Origin of the sequence: Amycolatopsis nigrescens CSC17Ta-90 (assembly GCF_000384315.1) — a bacterium.
Classification (GTDB): Bacteria; Actinomycetota; Actinomycetes; order Mycobacteriales; family Pseudonocardiaceae; genus Amycolatopsis; species Amycolatopsis nigrescens.
Genome location: NZ_ARVW01000001.1, coordinates 4,411,349 through 4,434,813, shown reverse-complemented (window position 1 = coordinate 4,434,813; position 23,465 = coordinate 4,411,349). Strand labels below are relative to the sequence as shown.

At 70.5% G+C, this 23,465-nt stretch carries 25 protein-coding genes; 13 read left to right on the top strand and 12 right to left on the bottom strand.

The window, feature by feature from the left end:
* Positions 1 to 54: 54 nt before the first annotated feature.
* A complete protein-coding gene (locus AMYNI_RS0121030; RefSeq protein ID WP_020670025.1) occupies positions 55 to 657 on the bottom strand; it encodes a TetR/AcrR family transcriptional regulator in 603 nt (200 codons plus the stop codon).
* 23 nt (positions 658 to 680) lie between these two features.
* Positions 681 to 2,402 (bottom strand): SDR family oxidoreductase, encoded by a 1,722-nt coding sequence (locus AMYNI_RS0121025; protein ID WP_157357429.1) that lies wholly within the window; start codon positions 2,400 to 2,402, stop codon positions 681 to 683.
* Positions 2,403 to 2,667: 265 nt separating this feature from the next.
* Between AMYNI_RS0121025 and AMYNI_RS0121020 the strand changes: the two genes are divergently transcribed.
* The 4 genes from AMYNI_RS0121020 to AMYNI_RS0121005 are packed head-to-tail and all read left to right on the top strand — an operon-like array spanning position 2,668 to position 6,141.
* The gene (locus tag AMYNI_RS0121020) at positions 2,668 to 3,504 is read left to right on the top strand and encodes an ABC transporter ATP-binding protein (RefSeq protein WP_020670023.1); all 837 of its coding nucleotides are present in this window, start codon (positions 2,668 to 2,670) and stop codon (positions 3,502 to 3,504) included.
* Positions 3,501 to 4,364, top strand: a complete 864-nt coding sequence (locus AMYNI_RS0121015) for an ABC transporter permease (protein WP_020670022.1) — start codon at positions 3,501 to 3,503, stop codon at positions 4,362 to 4,364. The genes AMYNI_RS0121020 and AMYNI_RS0121015 overlap by 4 nt, the downstream gene beginning before the upstream one ends.
* Positions 4,325 to 5,524: a sensor histidine kinase gene (locus AMYNI_RS0121010; protein ID WP_245573965.1), complete on the top strand. Its 1,200-nt coding sequence runs from the start codon at positions 4,325 to 4,327 to the stop codon at positions 5,522 to 5,524. The genes AMYNI_RS0121015 and AMYNI_RS0121010 overlap by 40 nt, the downstream gene beginning before the upstream one ends.
* Positions 5,521 to 6,141 (top strand): response regulator, encoded by a 621-nt coding sequence (locus AMYNI_RS0121005; RefSeq protein WP_020670020.1) that lies wholly within the window; start codon positions 5,521 to 5,523, stop codon positions 6,139 to 6,141. Before AMYNI_RS0121010 ends, AMYNI_RS0121005 begins: the two co-directional genes overlap by 4 nt.
* Before the next feature lie 17 nt (positions 6,142 to 6,158).
* On the opposite strand, the gene AMYNI_RS0121000 is transcribed toward AMYNI_RS0121005, so the two are convergent.
* The gene (locus AMYNI_RS0121000) at positions 6,159 to 6,677 is read right to left on the bottom strand and encodes a hypothetical protein (protein WP_020670019.1); all 519 of its coding nucleotides are present in this window, start codon (positions 6,675 to 6,677) and stop codon (positions 6,159 to 6,161) included.
* Between the two features lie 442 nt (positions 6,678 to 7,119).
* Between AMYNI_RS0121000 and AMYNI_RS0120995 the strand changes: the two genes are divergently transcribed.
* Both AMYNI_RS0120995 and serC read left to right on the top strand, forming a co-directional pair.
* Positions 7,120 to 8,463 (top strand): serine hydrolase domain-containing protein, encoded by a 1,344-nt coding sequence (locus AMYNI_RS0120995; protein ID WP_026360717.1) that lies wholly within the window; start codon positions 7,120 to 7,122, stop codon positions 8,461 to 8,463.
* 67 nt (positions 8,464 to 8,530) lie between these two features.
* A complete protein-coding gene (gene serC / locus AMYNI_RS0120990; protein WP_020670017.1) occupies positions 8,531 to 9,658 on the top strand; it encodes a phosphoserine transaminase in 1,128 nt (375 codons plus the stop codon).
* On the opposite strand, the gene AMYNI_RS44990 is transcribed toward serC, so the two are convergent.
* Both AMYNI_RS44990 and AMYNI_RS49145 read right to left on the bottom strand, forming a co-directional pair.
* Entirely contained in the window at positions 9,569 to 10,762 is a 1,194-nt protein-coding gene (locus tag AMYNI_RS44990) for a glycosyltransferase 87 family protein (protein WP_040407138.1), read from the bottom strand. The two genes, serC and AMYNI_RS44990, sit on opposite strands and share 90 nt — an antisense overlap.
* Positions 10,763 to 10,881: 119 nt before the next feature.
* The gene (locus tag AMYNI_RS49145; RefSeq protein WP_157357427.1) at positions 10,882 to 11,127 is read right to left on the bottom strand and encodes a hypothetical protein; all 246 of its coding nucleotides are present in this window, start codon (positions 11,125 to 11,127) and stop codon (positions 10,882 to 10,884) included.
* A gap of 338 nt (positions 11,128 to 11,465) precedes the next feature.
* Here AMYNI_RS49145 and AMYNI_RS0120980 point away from each other — a divergent pair, with 338 nt between their 5' ends.
* Both AMYNI_RS0120980 and AMYNI_RS0120975 read left to right on the top strand, forming a co-directional pair.
* On the top strand, positions 11,466 to 12,677 hold the full coding sequence (locus tag AMYNI_RS0120980; RefSeq protein WP_020670015.1) for a helix-turn-helix domain-containing protein: 1,212 nt from the start codon (positions 11,466 to 11,468) through the stop codon (positions 12,675 to 12,677).
* Positions 12,674 to 13,219, top strand: coding sequence for a flavoprotein (locus tag AMYNI_RS0120975; protein WP_020670014.1), 546 nt, complete (start codon positions 12,674 to 12,676; stop codon positions 13,217 to 13,219). Before AMYNI_RS0120980 ends, AMYNI_RS0120975 begins: the two co-directional genes overlap by 4 nt.
* Positions 13,220 to 13,310: 91 nt before the next feature.
* Here the strand turns inward: AMYNI_RS0120975 and AMYNI_RS0120970 are convergent, their stop codons facing one another.
* The 5 genes from AMYNI_RS0120970 to AMYNI_RS0120950 all read right to left on the bottom strand — a co-directional run bounded on the left by AMYNI_RS0120970 (position 13,311) and on the right by AMYNI_RS0120950 (position 17,735).
* Positions 13,311 to 13,562, bottom strand: coding sequence for a hypothetical protein (locus tag AMYNI_RS0120970; RefSeq protein ID WP_157357426.1), 252 nt, complete (start codon positions 13,560 to 13,562; stop codon positions 13,311 to 13,313).
* A gap of 505 nt (positions 13,563 to 14,067) precedes the next feature.
* Positions 14,068 to 15,234, bottom strand: coding sequence for an ABC transporter permease (locus AMYNI_RS0120965; protein ID WP_051116347.1), 1,167 nt, complete (start codon positions 15,232 to 15,234; stop codon positions 14,068 to 14,070).
* Between the two features lie 65 nt (positions 15,235 to 15,299).
* Positions 15,300 to 16,067: an ABC transporter ATP-binding protein gene (locus AMYNI_RS0120960; protein ID WP_020670011.1), complete on the bottom strand. Its 768-nt coding sequence runs from the start codon at positions 16,065 to 16,067 to the stop codon at positions 15,300 to 15,302.
* Positions 16,064 to 17,203, bottom strand: coding sequence for a peptidoglycan-binding domain-containing protein (locus tag AMYNI_RS0120955; RefSeq protein ID WP_020670010.1), 1,140 nt, complete (start codon positions 17,201 to 17,203; stop codon positions 16,064 to 16,066). The genes AMYNI_RS0120960 and AMYNI_RS0120955 overlap by 4 nt, the downstream gene beginning before the upstream one ends.
* Entirely contained in the window at positions 17,193 to 17,735 is a 543-nt protein-coding gene (locus AMYNI_RS0120950) for a hypothetical protein (RefSeq protein WP_020670009.1), read from the bottom strand. The genes AMYNI_RS0120955 and AMYNI_RS0120950 overlap by 11 nt, the downstream gene beginning before the upstream one ends.
* A 145-nt stretch (positions 17,736 to 17,880) precedes the next feature.
* Between AMYNI_RS0120950 and AMYNI_RS0120945 the strand changes: the two genes are divergently transcribed.
* The 3 genes from AMYNI_RS0120945 (at position 17,881) to sepH (ending at position 20,783) form a co-directional block, all read left to right on the top strand.
* A complete protein-coding gene (locus tag AMYNI_RS0120945) occupies positions 17,881 to 18,540 on the top strand; it encodes a response regulator transcription factor (protein WP_026360716.1) in 660 nt (219 codons plus the stop codon).
* Positions 18,537 to 19,733: a sensor histidine kinase gene (locus AMYNI_RS0120940; protein WP_020670007.1), complete on the top strand. Its 1,197-nt coding sequence runs from the start codon at positions 18,537 to 18,539 to the stop codon at positions 19,731 to 19,733. The genes AMYNI_RS0120945 and AMYNI_RS0120940 overlap by 4 nt, the downstream gene beginning before the upstream one ends.
* A gap of 177 nt (positions 19,734 to 19,910) precedes the next feature.
* A complete protein-coding gene (gene sepH / locus AMYNI_RS0120935; protein WP_026360715.1) occupies positions 19,911 to 20,783 on the top strand; it encodes a septation protein SepH in 873 nt (290 codons plus the stop codon).
* Here the strand turns inward: sepH and AMYNI_RS0120930 are convergent.
* On the bottom strand, positions 20,771 to 21,145 hold the full coding sequence (locus AMYNI_RS0120930) for an MmcQ/YjbR family DNA-binding protein (RefSeq protein ID WP_020670005.1): 375 nt from the start codon (positions 21,143 to 21,145) through the stop codon (positions 20,771 to 20,773). The two genes, sepH and AMYNI_RS0120930, sit on opposite strands and share 13 nt — an antisense overlap.
* 51 nt (positions 21,146 to 21,196) lie before the next feature.
* Between AMYNI_RS0120930 and AMYNI_RS0120925 the strand changes: the two genes are divergently transcribed.
* Together AMYNI_RS0120925 and AMYNI_RS0120920 are read left to right on the top strand one after the other, a co-directional pair.
* Complete coding sequence (locus AMYNI_RS0120925; RefSeq protein ID WP_157357425.1) at positions 21,197 to 21,787, top strand: TetR/AcrR family transcriptional regulator; 591 nt, start codon at positions 21,197 to 21,199, stop codon at positions 21,785 to 21,787.
* A gap of 54 nt (positions 21,788 to 21,841) precedes the next feature.
* On the top strand, positions 21,842 to 22,810 hold the full coding sequence (locus AMYNI_RS0120920) for an NAD(P)-dependent oxidoreductase (protein WP_020670003.1): 969 nt from the start codon (positions 21,842 to 21,844) through the stop codon (positions 22,808 to 22,810).
* Here AMYNI_RS0120920 and AMYNI_RS0120915 read toward each other — a convergent pair.
* Positions 22,807 to 23,445 carry a DUF2537 domain-containing protein gene (locus AMYNI_RS0120915; RefSeq protein ID WP_026360714.1) on the bottom strand — a complete coding sequence of 213 codons (639 nt, stop codon included), beginning with the start codon at positions 23,443 to 23,445 and terminating at the stop codon, positions 22,807 to 22,809. The two genes, AMYNI_RS0120920 and AMYNI_RS0120915, sit on opposite strands and share 4 nt — an antisense overlap.
* Positions 23,446 to 23,465: the final 20 nt, after the last annotated feature.

Sequence of the window (23,465 nt, the reverse complement as noted above, 5' to 3'; positions counted from 1 at the left end):
GTTCTAGCGGCCAAACGTCACGTTGGGCTCGTTCGCGTGAGGGCAAAAAGCCGGCTATTTGCCGGTGGGGAGTAGCGCGGCGGCGGAGGGGTCGTGTTGGGCGGTGGCGGCGACCATGGCGACGAGCTGATCGACCAGCCAGCCGTCCAGCGACTCGCGCGGAACGGTGCGCTCCTGCAGCCAGCTCAGCAGGGTGCCCTCGACCACCGCGATCCAGCAGCGCAGGGTGAGCAGCAGCAGCGGCGACGGCTCGGTGACGCCGGTCGCGTCCAGGATCAGCCGCACCGAGCGGTTGCGCACCTGGTCCACCACCGCGTCCGTGTCCGAAGTGGCGATCACCGAACCGCCGCGCAGCAGTGCGACATAACCGGCCTGGTACTCGTCGGCGACCTCGATCAGGCCGCGGACCGCGGCGCGCAGCCGGTCCAGCGGCGGCCCTTCGGCCAGTTCCGCCAGCCGGTCGATCAGGCCGTCGGTGACCTTGCGCAGCGCGGCCAGCCGCAGCTCGTGCAGGCTGGAGAAGTACCGGTAGAACAACGGCCGGGAGATGTCCGCGCGGACGATCAGGTCGTCCACGGTGACCAGTTCCGGCGCGCGCTCGCCGAACAGCTCCAGTGCCGCCGCGATCAGCCCCTCCCGCCTGGCCTCCTTGGTCATCCGGCGCGGTTTGCGGGACACGCTCAAGGGGTGACGTCCCGTTTCGCGGCCGCCCGCAGCAGGCCGGGGGTCAGCCGGGAGGCGACCAGTGCCGCCTTCGCCTCCGGCGTGGACGGGGCGAGCGCGGTGTTCTTCTGCACCGCCCGCAGGATGTCAGCGGCCACCTTCTCCGGGCCGAAGTTCCGCTTGCCGTACAGCTTCGTCGCGGACTTCTGCCGCCGCCGCTGCTCCACCTGGTCCACGCCGACGAACCTGGTGGTGCTGGTGATGTTCGTGTGCACGATGCCGGGGCAGATCGCGGTCACCCCGATCCCGTGCGCGGCCAGTTCCGCGCGCAGGCATTCGGTCAGCATCAGCACCGCGGACTTCGTGGTGGCGTAAGCGGGCAGCGTCCGCGACGGCAGGTACGCGGCGGCGGAAGCGAGGTTCACGATGTGCCCGCCCTCGCCGCGCTCCACCAGCTGCTCGGCGAAGGCACGGCAGCCGTGGATCACGCCCCACAGGTTGACGTCGATGACCTTTTCCCAGTCCGCCTGCGAGGTGTCCAGGAAGGGGCCGGACATGCCGATGCCGGCGTTGTTCACCACGATGTCCGGCACCCCGTGCTCGGCCCGGACCTGCTTGGCGAACTCCGCCACCGCATCCCCGTCCGATGAGTCCACTTTGTACTCAGTGGCCGCGGAGCCCTTGGCGCGGACCAGTTTCACGGTCTCGCTCGCCGCGTCCTTGTTGATGTCGGTGAGCACCAGGTCGGCGCCCTGCTCGGCGAAGGCCAGCGCGGTGGCGCGCCCGATCCCGCTGCCGGCCCCGGTCACCACCACCAACTGGTCCGCGAAGTGCCCGCGCTTCGTGTCGTTCACCCTGGCCCGTCGCAGGCTTCGCGGCTCTTCGCCGCCCTCGACGTGGTCGATCAGCTCACCAGCGGCGCGGGCGATCAGCTCGGGTTTGCTCCTGGTGATCCAGTGGCTGCCGACCACCTTGCGCACCCGCAGCTGCGGTACCCAGCGCTCGATTTCGGTCTGCATCGGGGTGCCGACGAACGAATCGCCGGTGGGCGCGAGCACCTGCACCGGAATGTCCGCCTGCCGCGGCGCCGGCCGCACCATCCGGGAGAAAATGTTCGCGCGGTAGAGATTGAGCCCGTGCACGCCGTCCGAAGCGACCGGGCTGCCCGCGGACGGCTCCAGCACCCGCATCAGCCTGCCCATCAGGCCGAGCCGCCAGACCAGTTCCGGGATCAGCGGGAGCTGGAAGTAGGCGATGTAGCCGGAGTGCAGGAACTGGCCGAGCGCGTGCCGCAACGCGCGCGGGCTCGGCCGCAGCTGGGCGCGGAACCAGGCGCCGGCGTGATCAAGGCTCGGCCCGGAAATCGAGGTGTACGAGGCGATCCGACCGCGCAGCAGGTCACCGGTGACCGCCTGCCATGCCTGGATCGAGCCCCAGTCGTGCGCCAGCAGGTGGAACCGGCCGCCGGGCGCGACGTGTTCCGCCACCGCAGCGAGGTCGCGCTCCAGCTGGTCCAGCCGGTAGGCGCGACGGCCGCGCGGCTTGTCCGATTCGCCCGCTCCCCGAACGTCGTAGACGACCACGCGGTAGCGGTCGCCGAACTCGGCCACCACCCCGTCCCACATCGAGGAGTTGTCCGGATAGCCGTGCACGGCTATCAGCACCGGCGCGTCTTCCGGGCCGGTCGCCCGCACCGAGAGGCGCACACCGTCGCTGGCCGTCACCCACGTATGAGACATATTGTCATGTTAGACAGTTTGTCAATAAGCGCGGATCACCGTGTTGGCCGCCCTCGTCACCGTGTTGGCGGTTCCGGTCACCGAGTTGGCTGCTCCCGATCGCGCTCAGCTACTCGGTTTCGCCGTGGAATCGTTTGGTTCCACGGGAAACTCTGCGATTCCGACCTTCCGCACGGCCGGGACGGGCGTGTCCATCGAACGGTGGACAGCGGGATTCAGTGGAGAGGTCGTCCCGGAGGCGAGCCGACGGCAGCAGGCTGAGGGCATGAACGCGATCGAAGTGCGCGGCCTGCGCAAGGAGTACCCCGGCCAGCTCGCGGTGGCCGGCATCGACCTGGAGATTCACCGCGGTGAGGTGTTCTCGCTGCTCGGGCCGAACGGGGCCGGCAAGACCACCACGGTGGAGATCCTGGAGGGACACCGACGGCGCACCGCCGGCGAGGTCACCGTGCTCGGCGAGGATCCCGGCACGGCCGGGCGCGCCTGGCGCTCGAAGCTGGGCATCGTGCTGCAGACCGCGCAGGACGCGGCCGGGCTCACGGTGGCCGAGACCGTCCGGCATTTCGCCCGCTACTACCCGAACCCGCGCGACCCGGAGCAGGTGCTCGAACAGGTCGGGCTAGCCGAGAAGGCCAAGGCCAAGGTGCGCTCGCTCTCCGGCGGCCAGCGTCGCCGGGTGGACGTGGCGCTGGGCATCATCGGCAGGCCGGAGCTGATCTTCCTGGACGAGCCGACCACCGGCTTCGACCCGAAGGCACGACGGCAGTTCTGGGACCTGATCCGCGCGCTCGCCGCGGAGGGCAGCACGATCCTGCTGACCACGCACTACCTGGACGAGGCCGAGGCGCTGGCCGACCGGGTGGCGGTGATCGCCCGCGGCCGGATCGTCGCCGAAGACACCCCTGCCAACCTCGGCGGCCGGGCCGGCGCGCGGGCGACCGTGCGCTGGACCGACGCGAGCGGACCGCGGGAGGTACGCACGCAGACCCCGACCCGGGTGATCAACGAGCTCTCTGCTGGGGGTAGCGAGCTCGCCGAACTGACCGTCACCCGGCCGAGCCTGGAGGACACCTACCTCGAACTGATCGGAGCACAGCGATGAGCACCACGGTGACCACCCCGCGAGCACCGAGGAACACGCGGACCACGGCGGCCGTGGCGGCACTGCCCGGCACGCTCGCGCTCGGCCTCGCCCGCGGCCGGATCGAGCTGACCGAGTTCTTCCGGCACCGGGAACAGGTGATCTTCACCTTCGCCCTGCCGACCTTCCTGATGGTGCTGCTCGGCTCGATGTTCAAGGACTCCTACCAAGGCACCGGCGTCACCGCCAGCCAGGTGCTGGCGGCCGGCATGATCGGCGCCGGCATCATCTCCACCTCGTTCAACACGATGGGCATCGGCGTCGCCGCCGACCGGGAGGACGGGACGCTGAAGCGGCTGCGCGGCACGCCGATGCCGGTCGGCTCCTACTTCATCGGCAAGATCGTGCTGGTGGCGGTGGCCAGCCTGGCCGAAGCGCTGCTGATGCTCACCGCCGCGACGCTGCTGTTCGACCTCACCCTGCCCGCGACGGCGGCGAAATGGCTGACCTTCGGCTGGGTGTTCGCGCTCGGCATCATCGCCTGCTCGCTGCTCGGCATCGCGGCCAGTTCGCTGGCCAGGTCGGTGAACGGCGCGTCCGCGGTGATGAACCTGATCTACCTCGGGCTGCAGTTCGTCTCCGGCGTGTTCGTCACGCCGATCACCAGCCTGCCGGGGGTGATGGTCGACGTGGCATCGTTCTTCCCGGTGAAGTGGATCTGCCAGGGCTTCCGCTCGGTGTTCCTGCCGGATTCGATGGTGGTCTACGAGATGGCGGGGCAATGGGAGCTCGGGAAGGTCGCACTAGTGCTCGGCGGCTGGTGCGTGGCCGGGCTGGTGCTGTGCCGGCTGAGCTTCCGCTGGACCGACCGGGATCGGTGACGCCGGACGCGTGGCGGCGCTGGTACTGGTTGTGGGACGCGTTCTTCGCGATCGACTTCGCCGCCACTTTCTGGCTCGTACTGGGCTACCCGAACCCGGCCGGTGACCGGCTGGTCGCCACCGGGGCGGTGGCCGCGATCGCGCTGAGCTACCTGCTGGCCGGCCGCCGGATCACCATGGCCGACGAGCAGCGGCGCGGGGACCGCTGGTTCGCCGCGGTGCTGGTGGCGCTGACCGTGGTGGCGGTGCTGGCCGACCCGAACGGCGGATTCGTCCTGTTCGCGGTCTGCCCGATGCTCTACCTGACGCTACCGGCGGTGCCGGCCACGGTGGTCACCACGCTGGCGGTGCTGCTGCCGCCGGCTTCGGTGATCATCAAGCACGGGGTGCGCGAGCCGGACCTGGCCACCTTGCTGCCGATGACCGCGATCCTGGCGCTGTTCGGCGTGTTCATCGGCTTCTGGCTGCAACGCGTGGTGCAGCAGAGCAAGGAACGCGCCGAGCTGATCGAGAAGCTGGAGGCCAGCAGGGCGGAAGTGGCCATGCTCTCCCACGAGGCGGGCACCGCGGCCGAGCGGGAGCGCCTCGCCAGGGAAATCCACGACACGCTGGCGCAGGGCTTCACCAGCATCGTGACGCTGGCGCAGGCCGCGGAGTCCGAAATGGACACCGAGCCGGCGGCGGCGAGGCGGCATCTGGAGCTGACCGCCCGCACCGCGCGGGAGAACCTGGCCGAGGCGCGCGCGATGGTGGCCGCGCTGACCCCGTCCGCGCTGGACGCCGGATCGCTGGAGGATGCGGTCCGCCGCCAGGCCGACCGGTTGGCCGAGGAGACCGGGTCGCGGGTGCGCTGCGAGATCGCCGAGCTGCCGCCGCTGGGCATGGCCACCGACGTGGTGCTGCTGCGGGCCGCGCAGGAAGCGCTGACGAACGTGCGCAAGCACGCGCACGCTGACAGCGTCTCAATAGGACTGTCTGTTGTGGACGATCTGGTGCGGCTGACCGTGACCGACGACGGCGCCGGTTTCGTGGTGGCCGGGGAGACCGCCCGGTTCGGGCTGCGCGGGATGCGGACGCGGGCGGAGCAGGTCGGTGGCACGCTGACCATCCGCAGCGAGCCGGGTGCCGGGACGACCGTGGAGCTAGAGGTGCCGCGATGATCACCATCATGCTGGTCGACGATCACCCGGTGGTGCGGGAGGGGCTGCGCGGCATGCTGCAGGCCGAGCCGGACCTGAGCGTGGTCGGGGAAGCCGGGTCCGGCGACGAGGCGGTGGCGCTGGCCAGGCTGAAGCGGCCGGACGTGATCCTGATGGACCTCCGGATGCCTGGGCTGGACGGCGTCGGCGCCATCCGCGCGATCCTCGCCGAGCACCCGCGGCAACGGGTGGTGGTGCTGACCACCTACGAGACCGACGCGGACATCCTGCGCGCGGTGGAGGCCGGCGCGGCGGGCTACCTGCTGAAGGACGCCTCGCGGGCCGAGCTCGCCGACGCCATCCGGGCCGCGTCCCGCGGGGAGACCGTGCTGGCCCCGTCGGTGGCGGGCCGGCTGGTGCGGCAGGTCCGCCACCCGGCGCCGCAACCGCTGTCCGCGCGCGAGGTCGAGGTGCTGCGACTGGTCGCGAAGGGCGGCACCAACGCCGACATCGGGCGTGCCCTGCACATCAGCGAGGCCACCGTGAAAACGCATCTGCTGCGGGTGTTCGGCAAGCTGGGCGTGTCCGACCGGACCGCGGCGGTGACCACCGCGATGGAGCGTGGCCTCCTGCGCTGAGCACCGCCGGGTGCGCCTCAGCTGGACAGTTTGGCGAGGGATCGCCGTCCGCGCATCACCTCCACCCGCGTGCTCGGGCGCTGGCGGAGCAGCGTGTCGAACACCGCACCGACCCTGGTGACCAGCTCGACGGGCTCCTCGGGATCGGCGAGACCCGCGGTCGTCACCAGCAGCCGCAGTTCCGCCCGGCGCTGCTCGGCCACCACCGGGAAACGCTCGTGGTGCGCGTCGAGCACGGCGCGCAGCGTCTCGTGCTCGCGGCTCGCGGCTTGCCAGGCACGGGAAACCTCGCCGACCAGGTCGGCGTTCTCGTCGGCATCGCCCCCGACGTGGTCGCCGACGGCCGCCCGGAGGTAGCCGCCGAGCAGTTGGCCCCACTTGTGCTGCAACGCCAGCAGCAGGTCCTGCTCGGTGCCGAACATCTCGACCGCACCGGGTACCCCGGCGAACGGCAGCGGGTCGCGCGGACCGCGCCGCGCCTGCCGCAAGACGGCCTGGATGATGTCCTGCCGCCGATGGAATTCGGGCCAGCCCATGAACTCTCATACCTTTCGTGTGATTCTCGCCGCACAACTCGCTTATGGTTTCCACGGCCCCGACGCGGCCGGAAGGGAAAACGGCAAGATCCAGACTGATCTCCCTGCCGGGAATGGGCGCAAATTCTCACCGGCGAGAGAACGGATTTCCAACGGGCGGGTTCGCCCTGGTTTTGCTGTGCCGCAACAGCGACGGCAGAGAAGCTTGTTCGAAGCCTCTCTGCCGCGGACAGAACACTAGAGGAACCGCAAGTGCCTGTGACCGGACAACCGGCAAATTCACCAGGATTGCGCAAGCACCTTTGATCCGCTATCTCAGGACCCCGCCGAAATGGCCCGTTCGGGCTATCACACCGGTGTAACGGGCGCCTGGCACCTGGCCGCGGCGGCACAGCCCGGCCTCTTGCACCGAGCACACTCCGGCGGAGGCAGAATGACCGTCATGCTCGCCACAACCGAGTTCGCCCTGCTCCGCCGAGTCGCCACCGAGCAGGCCACGAACCGCGCCCCGTCACTCGTCGCCGCCGTCGTCCGGGACGGCAAGCTCGCCTGGTCCGGCGCCAGGGGATTCGTGGACGGGGCCAGCCCGGACACCGACACCCAGTACCGGCTCGGTTCGATCACCAAGTCCATGGTCGCCGCGCTGGTCATGCGGCTGCGCGACGCGGGGGAACTGGACCTGAGCGACCCGCTGGAGCGGCACCTGCCCGGCACCGCCTTCGGCAAGCTGACCATCGCCCAGCTGCTCTCGCACACCGGCGGACTCACCTCCGAATCGCCGGGCTCCTGGTGGGAGCGCAGCCTCGGCGGTGACTGGGCCGCGCTGGAAGCCAGCGTCACCCCGGCCGAGCTCAAGCACCGCCCCGGCAGCCGGTTCCACTACTCGAACGTCGGCTACGGCGCGCTCGGCGAGCTGGTGGCCAGGCTGCGCGGCACGAGCTGGCTGCAGGCGATGCGGTCCGAGCTGCTCGGGCCGCTCGGCATGTCCCGCACCACCGACCACCCCGAGGGCAGGCACGCCCGCGGCTGGGCGGTGCACCCGTTCGCGGACGTGCTGCTGCCGGAGCCGTCCCCGGACGCGGGCGCGATGGCGCCGGCCGGGCAGCTGTGGTCCTCGATCACCGACCTGGCCCGCTGGACCTCGTTCATCGGCGGGCACACCGGGGACGTGCTGCACCCGGACACCGTGGCCGAGATGCGCGCGCTGAACACCGTGGACGACGGGGACGCATGGACCAGCGGCTACGGCCTGGGCCTCCAGCTGTTCCGGCACAACGGGCGGCGGCTGGCCGGGCACACCGGGTCGATGCCGGGCTTCCTCGCCTGCACCCTGGTCGACGAGGCCAGCGGCACCGGCGGGCTGGTGCTGACCAACTCCACCGCCGGGGTCGCGCTGGTGTCGCTGACCGTGGACCTGATCTCGATCGTGGACGAGTACGAGCCGCGGCTGCCCGCGGACTGGCGCCCCGCCGAGATCGACCCGGAGCTGCTCGCGCTGACCGGCCTGTGGCACTGGGGGCCGACGCCGTACCACCTGCGGGTGCTGCCCAACGGCTGGCTGAGCCTCGCCCCGGCGGACGGCGACGGCCGGGCATCCCGGTTCCGCCCGGAAGGCGAGCACTGGGTCGGCCTCGACGGCTACTACGCGGGCGAGACCCTGCGCGTCGGCCGCGGCACCGACGGCGTGCCGCAGCATCTCGACCTGGCCACCTTCATCTTCACCCGCACGCCCTACGACCCTTCGGCCCCCGTGCCGGGCGGCGTCGACCCCGACGGCTGGCGCTGATTTCTCACCCTTCGGACACCCCCCACCTGCGTGAGCTGGTGAAATCCAACCTGAAAGACTGGGCTCCATGACCGACGCAGCTGAGTTGACCCTTCCCGACGAACTCAAGCCCGCCGACGGCCGCTTCGGCTGCGGACCGTCCAAGGTCCGCGCCGACCAGCTCGCCAACCTGGCGAAGCACGGCGCCGAGCTGATGGGCACCTCGCACCGCCAGAAGCCGGTGAAGTCACTGGTCGGCCGGGTGCGCGCTGGACTTTCCGAACTGTTCAGCCTGCCCGAGGGCTACGAGGTTGTGCTCGGCAACGGCGGCACCACCGCGTTCTGGGACGCGGCCGCGTTCGGCCTCGTCCGCGAGCGCGCGCAGCACTTCACCTACGGCGAGTTCTCCTCGAAGTTCGCCACCGTGACCAAGGGCGCGCCGTTCCTGGCCGACCCGATCGTGGTCAAGTCCGACCCCGGCAGCGCGCCGGAGATCGCCTACCAGCCCGGCGCCGACCTGGTCGGCTGGGCGCACAACGAGACCTCCACCGGCGTCGCGGTGCCGGTGCGCCGCCCCGAAGGCAGCGAGGGCGCGCTGGTCGCCATCGACGCCACCTCGGGCGCCGGCGGCCTGCCGGTCAAGGCCGAGGACTTCGACGTCTACTACTTCGCGCCGCAGAAGTCGTTCGCCTCGGACGGCGGCCTGTGGCTGGCCCTGATGTCCCCCGCCGCGATTGAGCGGGTCGGCGAGATCGGCGGCGGGGACCGGTGGATCCCGGAGTTCCTGTCGCTGACCACCGCGCTGGACAACTCGCGCAAGGACCAGACCTACAACACCCCGGCGGTGGCCACCCTGTTCCTGCTGGCCGACCAGATCGAGTGGATGCTCGGCAACGGCGGCCTGGACTGGGCCACCGCGCGCACCAAGGAGTCCTCCGGCCGGCTGTACGAATGGGCCGAGAAGACCAGCTACACCACGCCGTTCGTGACCGACCCGGCGCTGCGCTCGCAGGTGGTGGGCACCGTCGACTTCACCGACGAGGTGGACGCGGCGGCGGTGGCGAAGGTGCTGCGCGCGAACGGGATCGTCGACGTGGAGCCGTACCGGAAGCTGGGCCGCAACCAGCTACGGGTCGGCCTGTTCCCCGCGATCGAGCCGGACGACATCACGGCGCTGACCAGGAGTGTCGAGTACGTCGTCGAACGGCTGGGCTGACCAAGCGACGGCACCGAGCAAAAGCGCTCCGATCAGCACGTAGGACTCGCGCAGCGGCCAGACGTCCCGGTAGTTCCACAGTGGACTGTCGATGAATACGTAACCCGCCAGTGCGGCGAGCCCGAGCAGCACCACCGCTCGGGCTCGCCCGCCGCGCAACGCCAGCCAGGCCAGCACACCGAGCACCGGCCCGCCCCACACCCAGTGGTGCGTCCAGGAGACCGGCGACATCAGCAGCCCGCCGAGCGCGCAGGCGAGCAGCGCGAGCACCGGCTGCCCGGCCGCGAACGCGCGCCGGGCGACCAGCGCGGTCAGCGCCAGCACGACCAGCACGGCCGCCACCCAGCACCAGGTCTGGACGACGGGGTCGAACCCGAAGCGCGCGATCATGCCGCGCAGCGACTGGTTGCCGATGTAGCCGGGGTCGCCGATCCGCTCCCCGGCGAACACCAGCTCGGTCCAGTAGTGCACGGACGCGTCCGGCGCGATCAGCCAGGCGATCAGCGCGCAGCCGGCGAAGACCGAGAGCGCCCGCGCCATGGCCTTGTAGTCCTTGCCCAGCAAGAAGAAGAGCACGAAAACGGCGGGCGTCAGTTTCACCGCCGCGGCCAGCCCGATCAACACGCCCCGTGGCCAGCGCCGCATCGGTGCCAGCGCGTCCACGGTGACCAGCAGCATCAGCAGCAGGTTGAGCTGGCCGAACCCGAGGGTGGCCCGCACCGGCTCGCTGACCAGCGCGACCGCCTCGACGGCGAGCACCGCTGGCCCGGCGACCAGCAGCCGCTGGTCGTAGCGGCCGAGGCACAGGGCCAGCGAGCCGGCCAGGCACAGCACGGAGATGACGGTGAGCGCGACCAGCGCGGCCTGCGGCGGCACCACGAGCAGCGGGGCGAAGGCGACCGCCGCGAAGGGTGGATAGGTGAACGGCAGGAAGGTCCCGTTGCGCGTCGGCGGCAGCAGGCCGTACGGGTCGCCCCGCTCGAAGAACGCCTGCGCGCCGAGCCGGTAGACGTCCAGGTCCAGTCCGTCCAGCCGTTTCCACACCAGCACCACGGCGAGCAGCACCAACTGCGCCCCCACCAGCACCGCAAGCCCTCTTCGCACCACGTCACGTAGTCCACCACAGCACGCCATCGTGTCCGCGCGCCGCCTCCGCGTGTCCGCGGTTCGTGCGCCTGTGCCCGCGGTTCAGGTACACCACCGTGCGGTCCTGAACGCACTCTTCAGCGATCAGGTGCGGAATGGGATTCGATGCAACGCTGGACACTGGCGCGCATCGCGGCAAACCACGTCGCGTCGTAGGCGTAACGGTGGTCGGACTTCGGTGCGGCATCCATCGCGGCCAGCAGCGCCCGGTAGAAAGCCAGCCGAGTGGACGGGTCCGCGCCCTCAGGCAGTTGGCGCAGGTAATGAGTCACCACAGCCGCGACCGAGGCACCCGGCCGCGCGGGCCGCACTCGGAACGTCATGAGTCCCCCCGCTTCCGACTGCAATCGGGGCAGTACGGAAACCGGGCAAGATAGCGATCATCCGCCTCGATACCGAGCGCACCACACACGGCCTGTTGGCCCGCCTCGTACCCTTCGCCCTGAAGTGGCGTCTTCCACAGAACGAAATGCCGATAACGCGGCACCACCCCGAGTTGACTCGCCATCCACCGGCCGGGCTGGCCTGTCGTCGTCCCTTTTGGTGTCATGGCCGGGGACGGTAGGACGCCGATCAGGTCACGAGTTGTACAGAATGTGTGACTGTCCGCTCAGCTAGGCTGAAGTCTGCCTCCGACCGCCGACTGACGAGGACAGGCGATATGGACGATCAAGCCAAGGCGATCGGTGACCGGGTGCGCTACTGGCGGCGACGGCGCAACCTCGGCCGTAAGCACTTCGCGGATATGGTCGGCCGGTCGGCTTCCTGGGTGGACAAGATCGAAAAGGGCGAACGGGCCCTGCTCCGGCTGCCGATGCTCGAACGCGTGGCCGAGGTGCTGAACATCGACCCCGCCGTCTTGACCGACCAGCCTGCCGCCGAACGCGCGGCGCGGTGCGTCGATCCCACCGAGGTGCAGGCGATCCGGTCCGCGCTCGGCAGCTACCCCGGCCTGGCCCCGGCCGAGCCTCCGGCCGGCACCTTCCGAATCACCCAGCAGGCCGATTACCTGGACGCCGCTTGGGCGGCATCGCATTTCACCGTGGTCGCCAGGCATCTGCCCACACTCATCACAGCCGCGCAGAACGCCGTCCCGACGGCCACCGGCGACGAAAGACTCGGCGCCCACCGAATGCTGGTCACCACCTACCGGCTGGCCTCTTCCATGCTGCTCAAGTTCGAAGCGAGCGACCTCGCCTGGCTCGCGGCCGATCGCGCCATGCACGCGGCTCTGGCGGCGGATGACACCTGGGCGCTGGCGCGGGCCACCCGCAGCGTTGCCCGCGCGATGACCGGCGACGACCAGCGTCCACAGGCCATCGGCGCGCTACTCGCGATGGCCGACAGGATGCGCCCGCAGGTGACGGTCGACGCCGACCACCTGCTCGCCCTGTACGGCATGCTCTACCTTGCGGCGTCCACAAGTGCCGCGCAGGGAGAGGACGCCGGACTGGCGCTGGAGATGCATCGTGACGCGGCCGCCGCCGCCCAACGCCTGCAGCCGGAGCACAACCGGCACAACACTTTCTTCGAACAGGCCAATGTGGACATTCACCGCGTCTCGGCACTGGTGCGGCTGCACGAACACGGCCGGGCACTCGAGTACGCCCGCACGATCGACCCCACCTCCTTGGCCGGGCTACCTCCCGAACGCCGGGCGAACCACCTGCTGGATCTGACCGAAGCCAACGCGAAGACGGGGCACTACCGTCCGGCGGTACAAACCCTGCGACTCGCGGAACAGATCGCACCGGAAGAGGTGCGGTGCCGGCCGCTGGCGCACGGCTTACTACGCCTGCTACTGCGCAATACCAACGGCGAGCACGGGCGGCTGCTGAGCGGCATGGCCGAACGTGCGGGGGTGGCGGCGTGACCGAGCGAGTGCTCTACCTCATGGTGACCGGCGCGGGCCCGGCCAAGCGGGTCGACGTCATGATCGAGCTGGCGCAGGACGCCGGTTGGTCGGTCTACTGCATCGCCAGCCCCGCCGCCGTGACCCACTTCCTCGACCTGGCCGCGATCGAACGGCTCACCGGTCACCCGGCACGCACCGGCTACCGCAAGCCCGGCGACCCCAGCCTGCCCGTGCCCGACGCCGTCATCGTGGCACCGGCCACCTACAACACCATCAACAAGTTCGCCGCCGGTATCGCGGACACCTATCTGACCACTCAACTGGCCGAGCTGAGCGGAATTGGCGTACCCGTTGTGGTGCTGCCCTTCGTGAACCAGAGTCTCGCGAGCAACCGGCCGTTCCAACGCAGCGTCGAGGAATTGCGGCGCGATGGTGTCCGAGTCCTGCTCGGCGAGGGCGCCTTCGAGCCGCACCCGCCGCGCGGCGGCGACAAGGTCCTGGACCACTACCCCTGGAAACTCGCACTCGACTCTGCCACCGAAATGGCCGCCCCGCGGTAAAAGGTAGGGTAGCGGTGGGCCCGCGTGCATGTCCGGCACGCGGGCCCACCTTTTCCCCAACCGCGGGGCTTTGTTTCCCAGGTGGTCCGCTTCAGCCGACCGGCGAGAGCAGCCAGCTGTAGTCGCCGTAAGTGCCCAGGTCCAGGTACTTGCCCGCGTCCGCCAGCGTGGCCGGGTCGCACAGCTCGCTGAAGTCGCCGTAGGTGCCGAAGTCGCACAGCGCGCCGATGTCGCCGGCGGGCAGCGTGGTGACGTCGTCGGCCGGGGTGCTGGCGAGTGCGGGAGCAACGCCGGCGATCATGGCCGCCGCACTGAGGGCACCGACCGTGAGAATTTTGCGCATGATCATAGGAAAACACTCCATTGAATGTCGTCGAAACCGCACAAAGGAATTGTTTGCACGGCAGAAGAAAGGCAATGCCTGAGGGTTTTCGTCGGTTCCGGAACTCGACGTGGCGAAGGCTACTAATCACCCGAATGGGCGTCAAGATCGTTCGACCAGCTTTCACCCGTTGGCGTCGGGTCAGATTGTGCGTGACATCGGCTCACCGATCGTCTGACCAGTAGTCATACCGGACACGTAGGCAGCCCGGATGAACCGATTGCAACGCTAAAGGGTGACAGCACGCCAGACGGACACAATAAGTCACGTACCTGGGGCCACCCGGATTGGTTACCTTCACTGTCGTACAAGACCAGCTCCGCGTTACACGGCCGATTTTCGCGGTGGACGGCGCAACGAGGCTCCGGGCTCGAACCGATGACTTCGACAATCACCGGTTCGCACCCGGAGCCTCGTTGGCCCGCTGAATTCTGAAATTGACTCAAAAGCAGGCGCGAACCATTGATCAGGCGAGGGCCTGGGTGGGTGGGAGCCGGGCGGCGCGCACCGCCGGATAGGCGCCGGCGATCGCGCCGACCAGCGCGGACAGGGCGATGCCGCCGAGCAGCGCGGCCACCGGCAGCACGGCCGGCCAGCCCTGGCTCAGCGAGTAGCCGGCGGTCGCCATCGCGCCGAGCAGCACACCACCGGTACCGCCGAGCCCGGAGAGCAGCACCGACTCGGCCAGGAACTGGGCGCGCACTTGGCGTTTCGTCGCACCGAGCGCCCGCCGCAGGCCGATCTCCCGTCGGCGTTCGAGCACCGAGATGACCATCGTATTGGCCACCCCGACCCCGCCGACCAGCAGCGCGACCGCGCCGAGCCCGAGGAACAGCGAGCTGTACGAGTTCTCCGTGATGCGCTGCGCTTCCAGCGCCTCGGACGGGCGGCTGACCTTGACCTCGTTGGGCTGCGCGGGGTTCAGCGTCCCGGAGAGCACGTCGCGCACATCGTCCACAGCGGACTCCTCCGCCCGGACGTACACCGTGCTCGGGTGCCCGCCGAAACCGAGATACCGCTTCGCCGCCTCCCAGCCGACCAGCGCGGAACGCTCGATCTCCGGCGCCAGTGGCATCGGGTCGAGCACGCCGATCACGGTGAACCAGCGATCACCCAGCCAGACCCTGGTGCCGGCACCGGGGTCGACCCGGTCGATGCCGAGCCTGCTCGCCGCCACCGAACCGAGCACCACCACCGGGAAGTTCCCGCTGGCCGCGTCCAGGAACTTCCCGCTGCGCACCCGACCACCCAGCACGCCGAGCAGGTCCGGGGTGGCCGCGTTGACCGCCAGTCCCGAGGTCTCGCTCTCCGGCACCTGGTCGGTGCGGCGCACGGTCGCGCCGACGGTCCCGGTGCCGGTGCTCGCGGTCACCGGGGCGATCCTGGCCGCCATCGGCACCGCCGTCTCCGGCAGCTCGGCGTTGTCCCCGAAGAACGTCTGGCCCGGCTCGGCGCGCAGCAGGTTGGTACCCAGCGCGGCAAGCTGGTCCCGCACGTGCTGCGCGTTGGACGCCGGGATACCCAGCACCGCCACCATCGCGGCGATCCCGATCGCGATGCCCAGCGCGGAGAGCGCGGCGCGCATCGGCCGGATCCGCATCCCGTGGGAGCCGAGCGTGAGCAGGTCACGCATGCCGAGCCTGGACGGCTGTGGGGTATCCGGGATTCGCGGCGCCTGCGGCGGAGTGAGCGTGCCGGTCACCTGGCCACCCCTGTTCCGCGGGACACCCGCACCCGGTCGGGCCGCATGGCTGGGGCTCCGCCAGTGTCAGTCATGCGCCCCTCCTCCGCAGGGCTCCCGGTGTCCAGCCGGACGGACCCGTCCAGCACCTCGACCCGACGCGGCGCGCTGGCCGCGATGTCCCGGTCGTGCGTGATGATCACGATCGTGGTGCCGTCCCGGCTCAGCTCGCCGAGCAGTCCCAGGATGGACGCCCCGTTCTCGGTGTCCAGGTTCCCGGTCGGTTCGTCGGCGAGCAGGATCAGCGGCCGGTTCACCACCGCCCTGGCGATCGCGACCCGCTGCTTCTCCCCACCGGAAAGCTGGCTCGGCAGGTGCCCGGCCCGGTGCGCCAGGCCGACCCGCTCCAGCGCGGCCAGCGCCAGCGTCCGCCGGCGGCCGCGCCGGACCCCGGAATAGAGCAGCCCGGTGGCCACGTTGTCCACCGCGCTCACCCCGTCGCTGAGGAAGAACTGCTGGAACACGAAGCCGATCCAGCGCGAGCGCAGCGCGGACAGGTTCCGGTCGGACATCGTCGCGACGTCCCGGCCGCGTACCTCGATCCGGCCGCTGGTCGGCCGGTCCAGGGTGCCCATCAGCTGCAGCAAGGTGGACTTGCCGGAGCCGGACGGCCCCACGATGGCCAGCATCTCACCGTCGCGAATGGACAGTGACACGTCGCGAAGTGCCCGCACCCCACCGGGATAGCTGCGGCTGACCTGATGCACCTGCAGTACCGGGGTCACGACGTGGTCACCACCTGGATGCCCTCGCGCAGGCCGTCGCCGCTGACCTCCACCTTGCCGTCCGCGAACAGCCCGAGCTCCACCGGCAGCAGCCGTCGGCCACCATCAACGCCACCGGCGACCTCGACCGCGTAACCGCCCTCGGCCAGCGCCAGCAGCGCGCCGACCGGGACCGTCAGCACGCCGGTGCGGGTGCCGGTGGTGAACAGCACCTCGACCGGCGCGGCACCGAGATCGCCGGCGGCGGCCTGGTCGTCCAGCGCGATGGTCACCTTGACCTTCGGGTCTTCGCCGGAACCGCCTGGCGGCTGCTCACCACCGCCACCGCTGTCCTCCTCGACCTCCGACGAGGTGATCGTGCCGGTGCTGGGCTTGCCGCCACTGACGGTCAGCTTCACCTTTTCACCCGGCTTGGCCAGCTTCTGCTTCGCCAGCTCGAGCTCCACGGTGACCGCGCGATCGGTGCCGGTCACCTTCATCAGGTCTCCGCCGCTCTGCCCACCGAGCGCGGCGGACACCGACGCCACCCGGATCGCGCCAGGCTCGACCACCACGTCACCCGGGGTCAGCGTGCCGGTCTCCGGCAGCTCCAAGGACTTCTGCCACTTCTTCAGCGCGCTCGCGGTGGCGCTGGTGAACTTCTCGTCCGCCTTGCCGAAGCCGCCGAAGCCGAGCGCCCGCAGGTTCTCCTCGACCACCTTGACGTCCGGCCCGTCCTCCATCCCCTCGACGAGGTCGCGGTAGAGCGGCAGCGAGCCGTAGAACAGCGGCACCGGCCGGGCGTCCACGCCGTACACGCTCTTGCCGCGTTCGATCACCGCGCCCACCGTTGGCAGGGCGGTCACCGTGCCCGGTTTGCGCCCCGCCAGTGCGCGCTCGGCGCCGTAGCCGAGGGTGCCGTCCGCGCTCTCCTGGTCGCTCAGGTCCGTCTTCACCACCGGGGTGGTCTGCACCGGCGGTGGCGCCGCCGGAGCCTGCCCGGCGGAACTTCCGGCGACCCTGGTCAGCACCACCACGGACACGGTGCCGGCGACCACCAGCGCCACCGCGGTGCCGACGAACCAGCGGGTCCGCCGCGACCGCCGCGGCTCGGCCGCGACCCCGGTGTCCCCGCGGGATTCGCTGTCAGTTGTCATCGGCGGCGGCCCCCGGCCCGTTCATCCCGCAGGCCTTCATCGCCTCATCCAGCTTGGCCTTGTCGGTGCCTTCACCGCCGATCCGCATCGTCGCGGCGCCGTTCGGGTCGGGATCGGGCATGTCGATGCCGTGCTCCCGCATGCACTTCGCGGTCTGCCGCATCCGGTCGACTTCGGCGGCGTCCATCTTCTTGGGCTCGCCGCCGTTGGGCAGCAGCTTCTTGCACGCCTCATTCGCCGCTTCCATCTTGGCCTGATCCCCGCCCGCGTCGACGGCCCGCATGGCGCCCTTGTTCCCCGGCTCCGGGTCCGGCATGTCGATGCCGTGCTCCCGCATGCACTTGGCGAACGCGCGCATCTTGTCCTCGTCGGACCCGCCGGAATCGGCGGGCTGGTTCTCCCCCTTGGCCTCCTTCTGCTCACCGGTGGCCACCGACGCGACCTTGTTCTCCTCCTGTCCGCCGCCGGCGCAGCCACCGACCAGCAGTGACGCGGCACCGGCCAGCAGCGCGATGCTGTAGCGCACCTTCATCCGGACCTCCCTTTCGTAGAAGGCGGGTCCGGCCCCCGACGAACCGGACCCGCGTTGAGCTGAATTCCTACGGACCGGGTGATCTCGGGCCGTTAAGCGAAGGCGCTTATCCCCCGCTTAACCCCGGTTGACCGACACTGGCGGGGTGCGGGTGCTCGTGGTGGAGGACGAACGGCTGATGGCGGACACCCTGGCCGACGGTCTGCGACGGCTGTCCATGGCGGTGGACGTCTGCTACGACGGCGGCGAAGCGCTGGAACGGGTGGGGGTGCACGACTACGACGTGGTCGTGCTGGACCGCGACCTGCCGGTGGTGCACGGTGACGAGGTCTGCCGCGCGCTGGTCGACGCGGGCGGAGAGGTGAAGGTGCTGATGCTGACCGCGGCCACGGAGGTCACCGACCGGGTGGCCGGCCTCGGCCTCGGCGCGGACGACTACCTGACCAAGCCGTTCGCCTTCGCCGAGCTGGTGGCCAGGGTGCAAGCGCTGGCGCGCCGGGCAAGGCCCGCGCTGCCACCGGTGCTGCAACGGGCCGGGGTGGTGCTCGACCTGCCCCGGCACCAGGCCGCGCGGGAAGGCCGGTTCCTACCGCTTTCCCCCAAGGAGTTCGCCGTGCTGGAGGTGCTGATGCGCGCCGAGGGCACCGTGGTCAGCGCCGAGGACCTGCTGGAGAAGGCCTGGGACGAGCACGCCGACCCGTTCACCAACGCGGTCCGGGTCGCGGTGATGACCCTGCGCCGCAAGCTCGGCGAGCCCGGCCTGATCGAGACGGTGCCCGGCGCCGGCTACCGGTTCGGCCCGTGACCCGCGTGCGGCTGTCCGTCCGCAGCAGGCTGACCGCGCTCTACGGCGGTTTCTTCCTGCTCGCCGGGGTCATCCTGCTGATCATCAACTACCTGCTGGTGAGCGGTTCGCTGCCGGACACGACGGCTTACGCGGTCACCGCGGCCCGGCGGCTTGGCGCCGTCGAGCAGGGCCCGGTGGAGGTTCCGCCCGGCGTCGTGCCGGGCCAGGCCGTGCCGATGCCGACGTCCCCGGCCGACAGCGCCACCGTGCGGCTGCTGTCCACCTCAATCGACGACTACCGCGCCTCCACCCTGTCCACCCTGCTGGTGCAGTCCGGGGTGGCGCTGGTGGTGCTGGCCGGGCTGGCCGTGCTGATCGGCTGGGCGATGGCCAGCCGGGCGCTGCGGCCGCTGCACGCGATCACCTCCACCGCCCGCCGGCTCGGCGCGGAGAGCCTGGACCGGCGGATCAACCTGAACGGCCCATCGGACGAGCTCAAGGAGCTGGCGGACACCTTCGACGGCATGCTGGACCGGCTGGCCGGGTCCTTCGACAGCCAGCGGCGGTTCGTCGCGAACGCCTCGCACGAGCTGCGCACCCCGCTGGCCGTGCAGCGGACGCTGATCGAGGTGGCGATGGCCGACCCGGAGGTCACCCCCGAGGTCCGCCGGCTCGGCGGGCAGCTGCTCTACACCAACGAACGCAGCGAGCGGATGATCGAAGGGCTGCTCACCCTGGCGCGCAGCGACCGCGGGCTGGTCAGCAGGACACCGGTCCGGCTGGACGACGTGGCCGCGTCGGTGCTGCGGGCGATGTCCGGGAAGGCGGCGGAGGCGGGGGTCGCGCTGGAGCCGGTGCTGCGGCCGCGGGTCGTGCCCGGCGACCCGGTGCTGCTGGAACGGCTGATCACCAACCTGGTGCAGAACGCGATCGCGTACAACGTGCGCGACGGGACGGTCCGCGTGCACGTTGGCCCGGATCCGGCGCTGGTGGTGGCCAACTCCGGCCCGGCGGTGCCGGCCGAGCTGGTGCCGGGGCTGTTCGAACCGTTCCGCAGGCTGACTCCGGAGCGGACCGGCGATTCGCGACACGCCGGGCTCGGTCTGTCCATCGTTCGCTCGGTGGCGGGCGCGCACGGCGGTACCGTGCACGCCGAACCCGGCGCCGGCGGCGGTCTGGTGGTGACCGTGCGGTTACCGGGGACGAACTGAGAGTGAGAAGTTCGCCTGTTCGGGGCAGCCCGCGCTCGGCGCGTCCGGCCGTACCCGCTGCTCGTCATGCACCAAGATCAAGAGCGGATCCGCGGAGTATCGGCGCGCCTCGCACGTCAAGTCGACGCGCCGTTCTAACGTAGGCACCCACAATGGTGAAGTCTCGGGGAGGCGGAAATGCGAGCGCTACGGGTGGTCGGGCTACACGAGGACGGTAAGTCCATCGTGTGCGAAGACCCGGCGCGCCGTGAGCGTTTTCTGCTGCCCGCGGATGAGAGACTGCGTGCGGCCGCTCGCGGCGATATCACCCGGCTCGGCCAGATCGAAATCGAGTTGGAGAGCCAGATGCGCCCACGTGAGATCCAAGCCCGTATTCGCGCCGGCGAGTCCGTGGAGCAGGTCGCCGGTTCGGCCGGCGTGCCGATGCAGCGGGTCGAACGCTTCGCCTACCCGGTGCTGCTCGAACGTTCCCGCACCGCCGAACTCGCCCAGCAGGCGCACCCGGTCCGCGAAGACGGCCCGGACGTGCGCACCCTCGGCGAGGTCGTGGCCTACGCGTTCGGCGTGCGGGGGCAGGACTACACCCAGGCCACCTGGGACTCCTGGCGCGGCGACGACGGCAAGTGGGTGGTCGCCCTGCACTGGCAGGCCGGCCGCTCGGACAACCAGGCGCACTGGTCGTTCTCCCCCGGCGCGCACGGTGGCACCGTGACCGTGCTGGACGAGCACGCCGAGGACCTGCTCGACCCGAACGCGCACCGCGCACCGCGCACCCTGCGCGCGGTGGACGGGCGCGAGGCCGGCGAGCTGGAGCAGCCGACCCTGGACTCCGCCTACGACGAGCCGCCGGTGAACGTGGTCGAGACGCCGGCCCGTGAGCCCGCGGACGACGACACCACCGAGATCCCGCGGATCCCGGCCGAGGAACCCGAGCAGACCAAGGCCGCCCCGCCGAAACCGCCGGCCCGTCCGGCAAAGGGCAAGAAGAACCACCCCGTGGTGCCCGCCTGGGAAGACGTGCTGCTCGGCGTGCGCTCTCAGCGCGGCTGATCTTGCTGATCGTCCAATAGCGCCACCAGTCCCTTCGGCGCGACCATCCGGTACGCGTCCTTCACGATCTCGGCTATCTCCGGCCAGTCCACCGCCACGTCCAGCCGCACCCCGAGCCAGCCCCGGTGCCCGACGTACGGCGGCCGGAAGAACCGTTCCGGCTCGGCGGCGACCAGCTCCTCCTGCGCGCCCGGCGGCGCCGCGCACCAGAACGCGAGCCGGTCGTCGTGATGCCGGTCGGCGTACATCACGAAGGTCTTCTTGCCCCGGACGAACCAGGTCGGCTCGCCGTGGCTGGTCCGCTCGGTCGTCTCCGGCAGCGCGAGGCAGAGCTGCCGGAGGGAGTCCAGTGGGTCGGCCATCTCCGCAGTATGCCCGCCGCCACCGACAGAACCCGGCTTAGGATCTCCGGTATGACCGCCAGGCGAATGGCCAAGGATGAGCGGCGGCGGCAGTTGCTCGAAACGGCTTTCGAGATCATCCGCACCGAGGGGACGAACGCGCTGACCCTGGTTCGGCTCGCCGAACGGGCGGGGGTCTCGAGGCCGATCACCTACGAGCATTTCAAGACGCGGGAAGGGCTGCTGCTGGCCCTCTACCGCGAGTACGACGAGCAACTCGGCCGCAAGATTCGCGACGCCAGGCAAAATGGCGCCGAGTCGCTCGAAGCCGTGGCATCGGTGCTGAGCACGGCCTATGTGGACGGGGTGCTCGCCGCCGGACCCGAATGCGACGAAGTGAACGCCGCGCTCTCCGGGAACCGGGAGACGAGGGACTTCCGGCAGTCGTCACGGGACTTCTACCTCGAGGAGTTCCGCAAGGCCTTCGAACCGTTCGCGCCGCTGTCCCGGCGGGCCGACCTGGCGATGCTCACCGGCATTCTGGGTGCCGCCGAAGGACTCGCGGCGGCCGCGGCCACCCGGCGGATCTCCCGCGCCAAGGCGATATCCGCTTCGACGGCCATCATGGTCAGCGCCATCGGGCAGGCGCTCCAGCAAAGCTAACCTACATAGTGTAAGTTACATTGTGTAGGTTAGCTGGAGCGTGAGGAGTCACCCGTGAACTCGACCCCGACAGCGGTGATCGGACTGAACCCGAGAGGCGCGGCGCTGGCGGCGGCCCTCGCGAAGGCGGGTAACCCCGTCACAGTCTGGGACCACGCCGAGAAACCCCTGATCGACGAGAAGCTACCGCGGGCGAGCTCGCTCGAGTCGATGCTCGCGGCGGCGTCACTGGTCATCCTCTGCGTCGAGGACTACGAGGTCGCGCGGCGGATACTCGACCAGGCCGGGCCGCAGCTCGGCACCCACGACCTGGTGAACCTCACCTCCGGCACCAGCGCAGACGCGCAGCAGGCCGCCGACTGGATGGCGGCGCGTGGCGGCCGATACCTCGACGGCGCGCTGATGGCCCATCCCGAGCACGTCGGGAACCCGGACACGGTGCTGGTCTACAGCGGCTCCGCCGAAGTGTTCGAGCGCGGCGAAACGGTGCTGCGGCAGCTCGGCAGCGCCACCTATCTCGGCGCGGACGCGGGCATCGCCGCACTGTACGACCTGGCGATGCTGAACTTCGCCTGGGCGACCCTGACCGGCTTCCTGCAGACGACCGCCCTGCTCGGCACCGCCGGCGTCGAGGCGGGCACGATCACGCCGCTGTTGACCCACTGGCTCACCACCACGGTCGCGGAGGTCATCAGGGACTACGCCGGGCAGATCGACGGTCGCGACTACCCCGGTGACGAGGAATGGCTGGAGCTGGACGCGCCACTGATGGCTCACCTCGTCCGCGCCACCGCGGAAAGCGGCCTGGACACCAGGCTGCCGGAGCTGGTCCGGTCGCTGACCGCCGATGGCATCGACGCCGGGCACGGCCGCGACAGCTTCGCCAGCCTGATCGAGATCATCCGCCACCGACAGAATCTTGCGGGACACCCGCCCCTGATCGATGGGAGCATGCGCAAAAAGCCTCGCATGCCCCCATCTCAGAATCTTGCGGGACACCTGCCCCCATCTCAGCACAACTAGAACGCGACGAACAGCACGCCGATCCAGGACAGCACCATGCCCGCCGCCGCGCCGAGCGCCACCCAGCGCACGATCGGCAGCCGCCGGACCAGCCAGAGCGACGGCGCCAGTCCGGCGCTGACCACCAGCGCGGCCACCACGGCCAGCCAGCCGCTGGTCTCGGTGGCCAGGGTGCCGGCCAGCGCGAGCATCGCGACGATCACGAAGGCCGCCACGAAACCGGCGACGGTCAGCCCGGTCGCCCACGGCGTCGGCTCGTTGGTCTCCTTGGCCGCGCCGAACAACCGCTGGATCCTGGCCCGCGCGGCGGGCACCGGCGGCGGCTGCGCGGCCTGCGGCGGCGGCACGACCACCGCGGTTTCGGTGACCGGGTCCAGGTAGTGCACGGTCGTACCCATCACCGCGGCCAGCCGTCCGGCCAGCTGCCTGCCGCGCTGGGAGACCACGGCCGCGGCTTCGGTCGGCTCGGCGGAGTCCCGCGGACCCGCCCGCCGGACCGCGGCGGCGACCCGCGCCCATTCGTGCAAGGCGTCGGCGAGATCGGTGCCCAGCGCGATGCTGTGCGGATCGATCTCGCGCGCCTGCCCGCCGTGCCCGGCCAGCACCGCGCGCTCACCACGGATCCGCAATTCCACCTCGGCAACCTCCCCGTCGA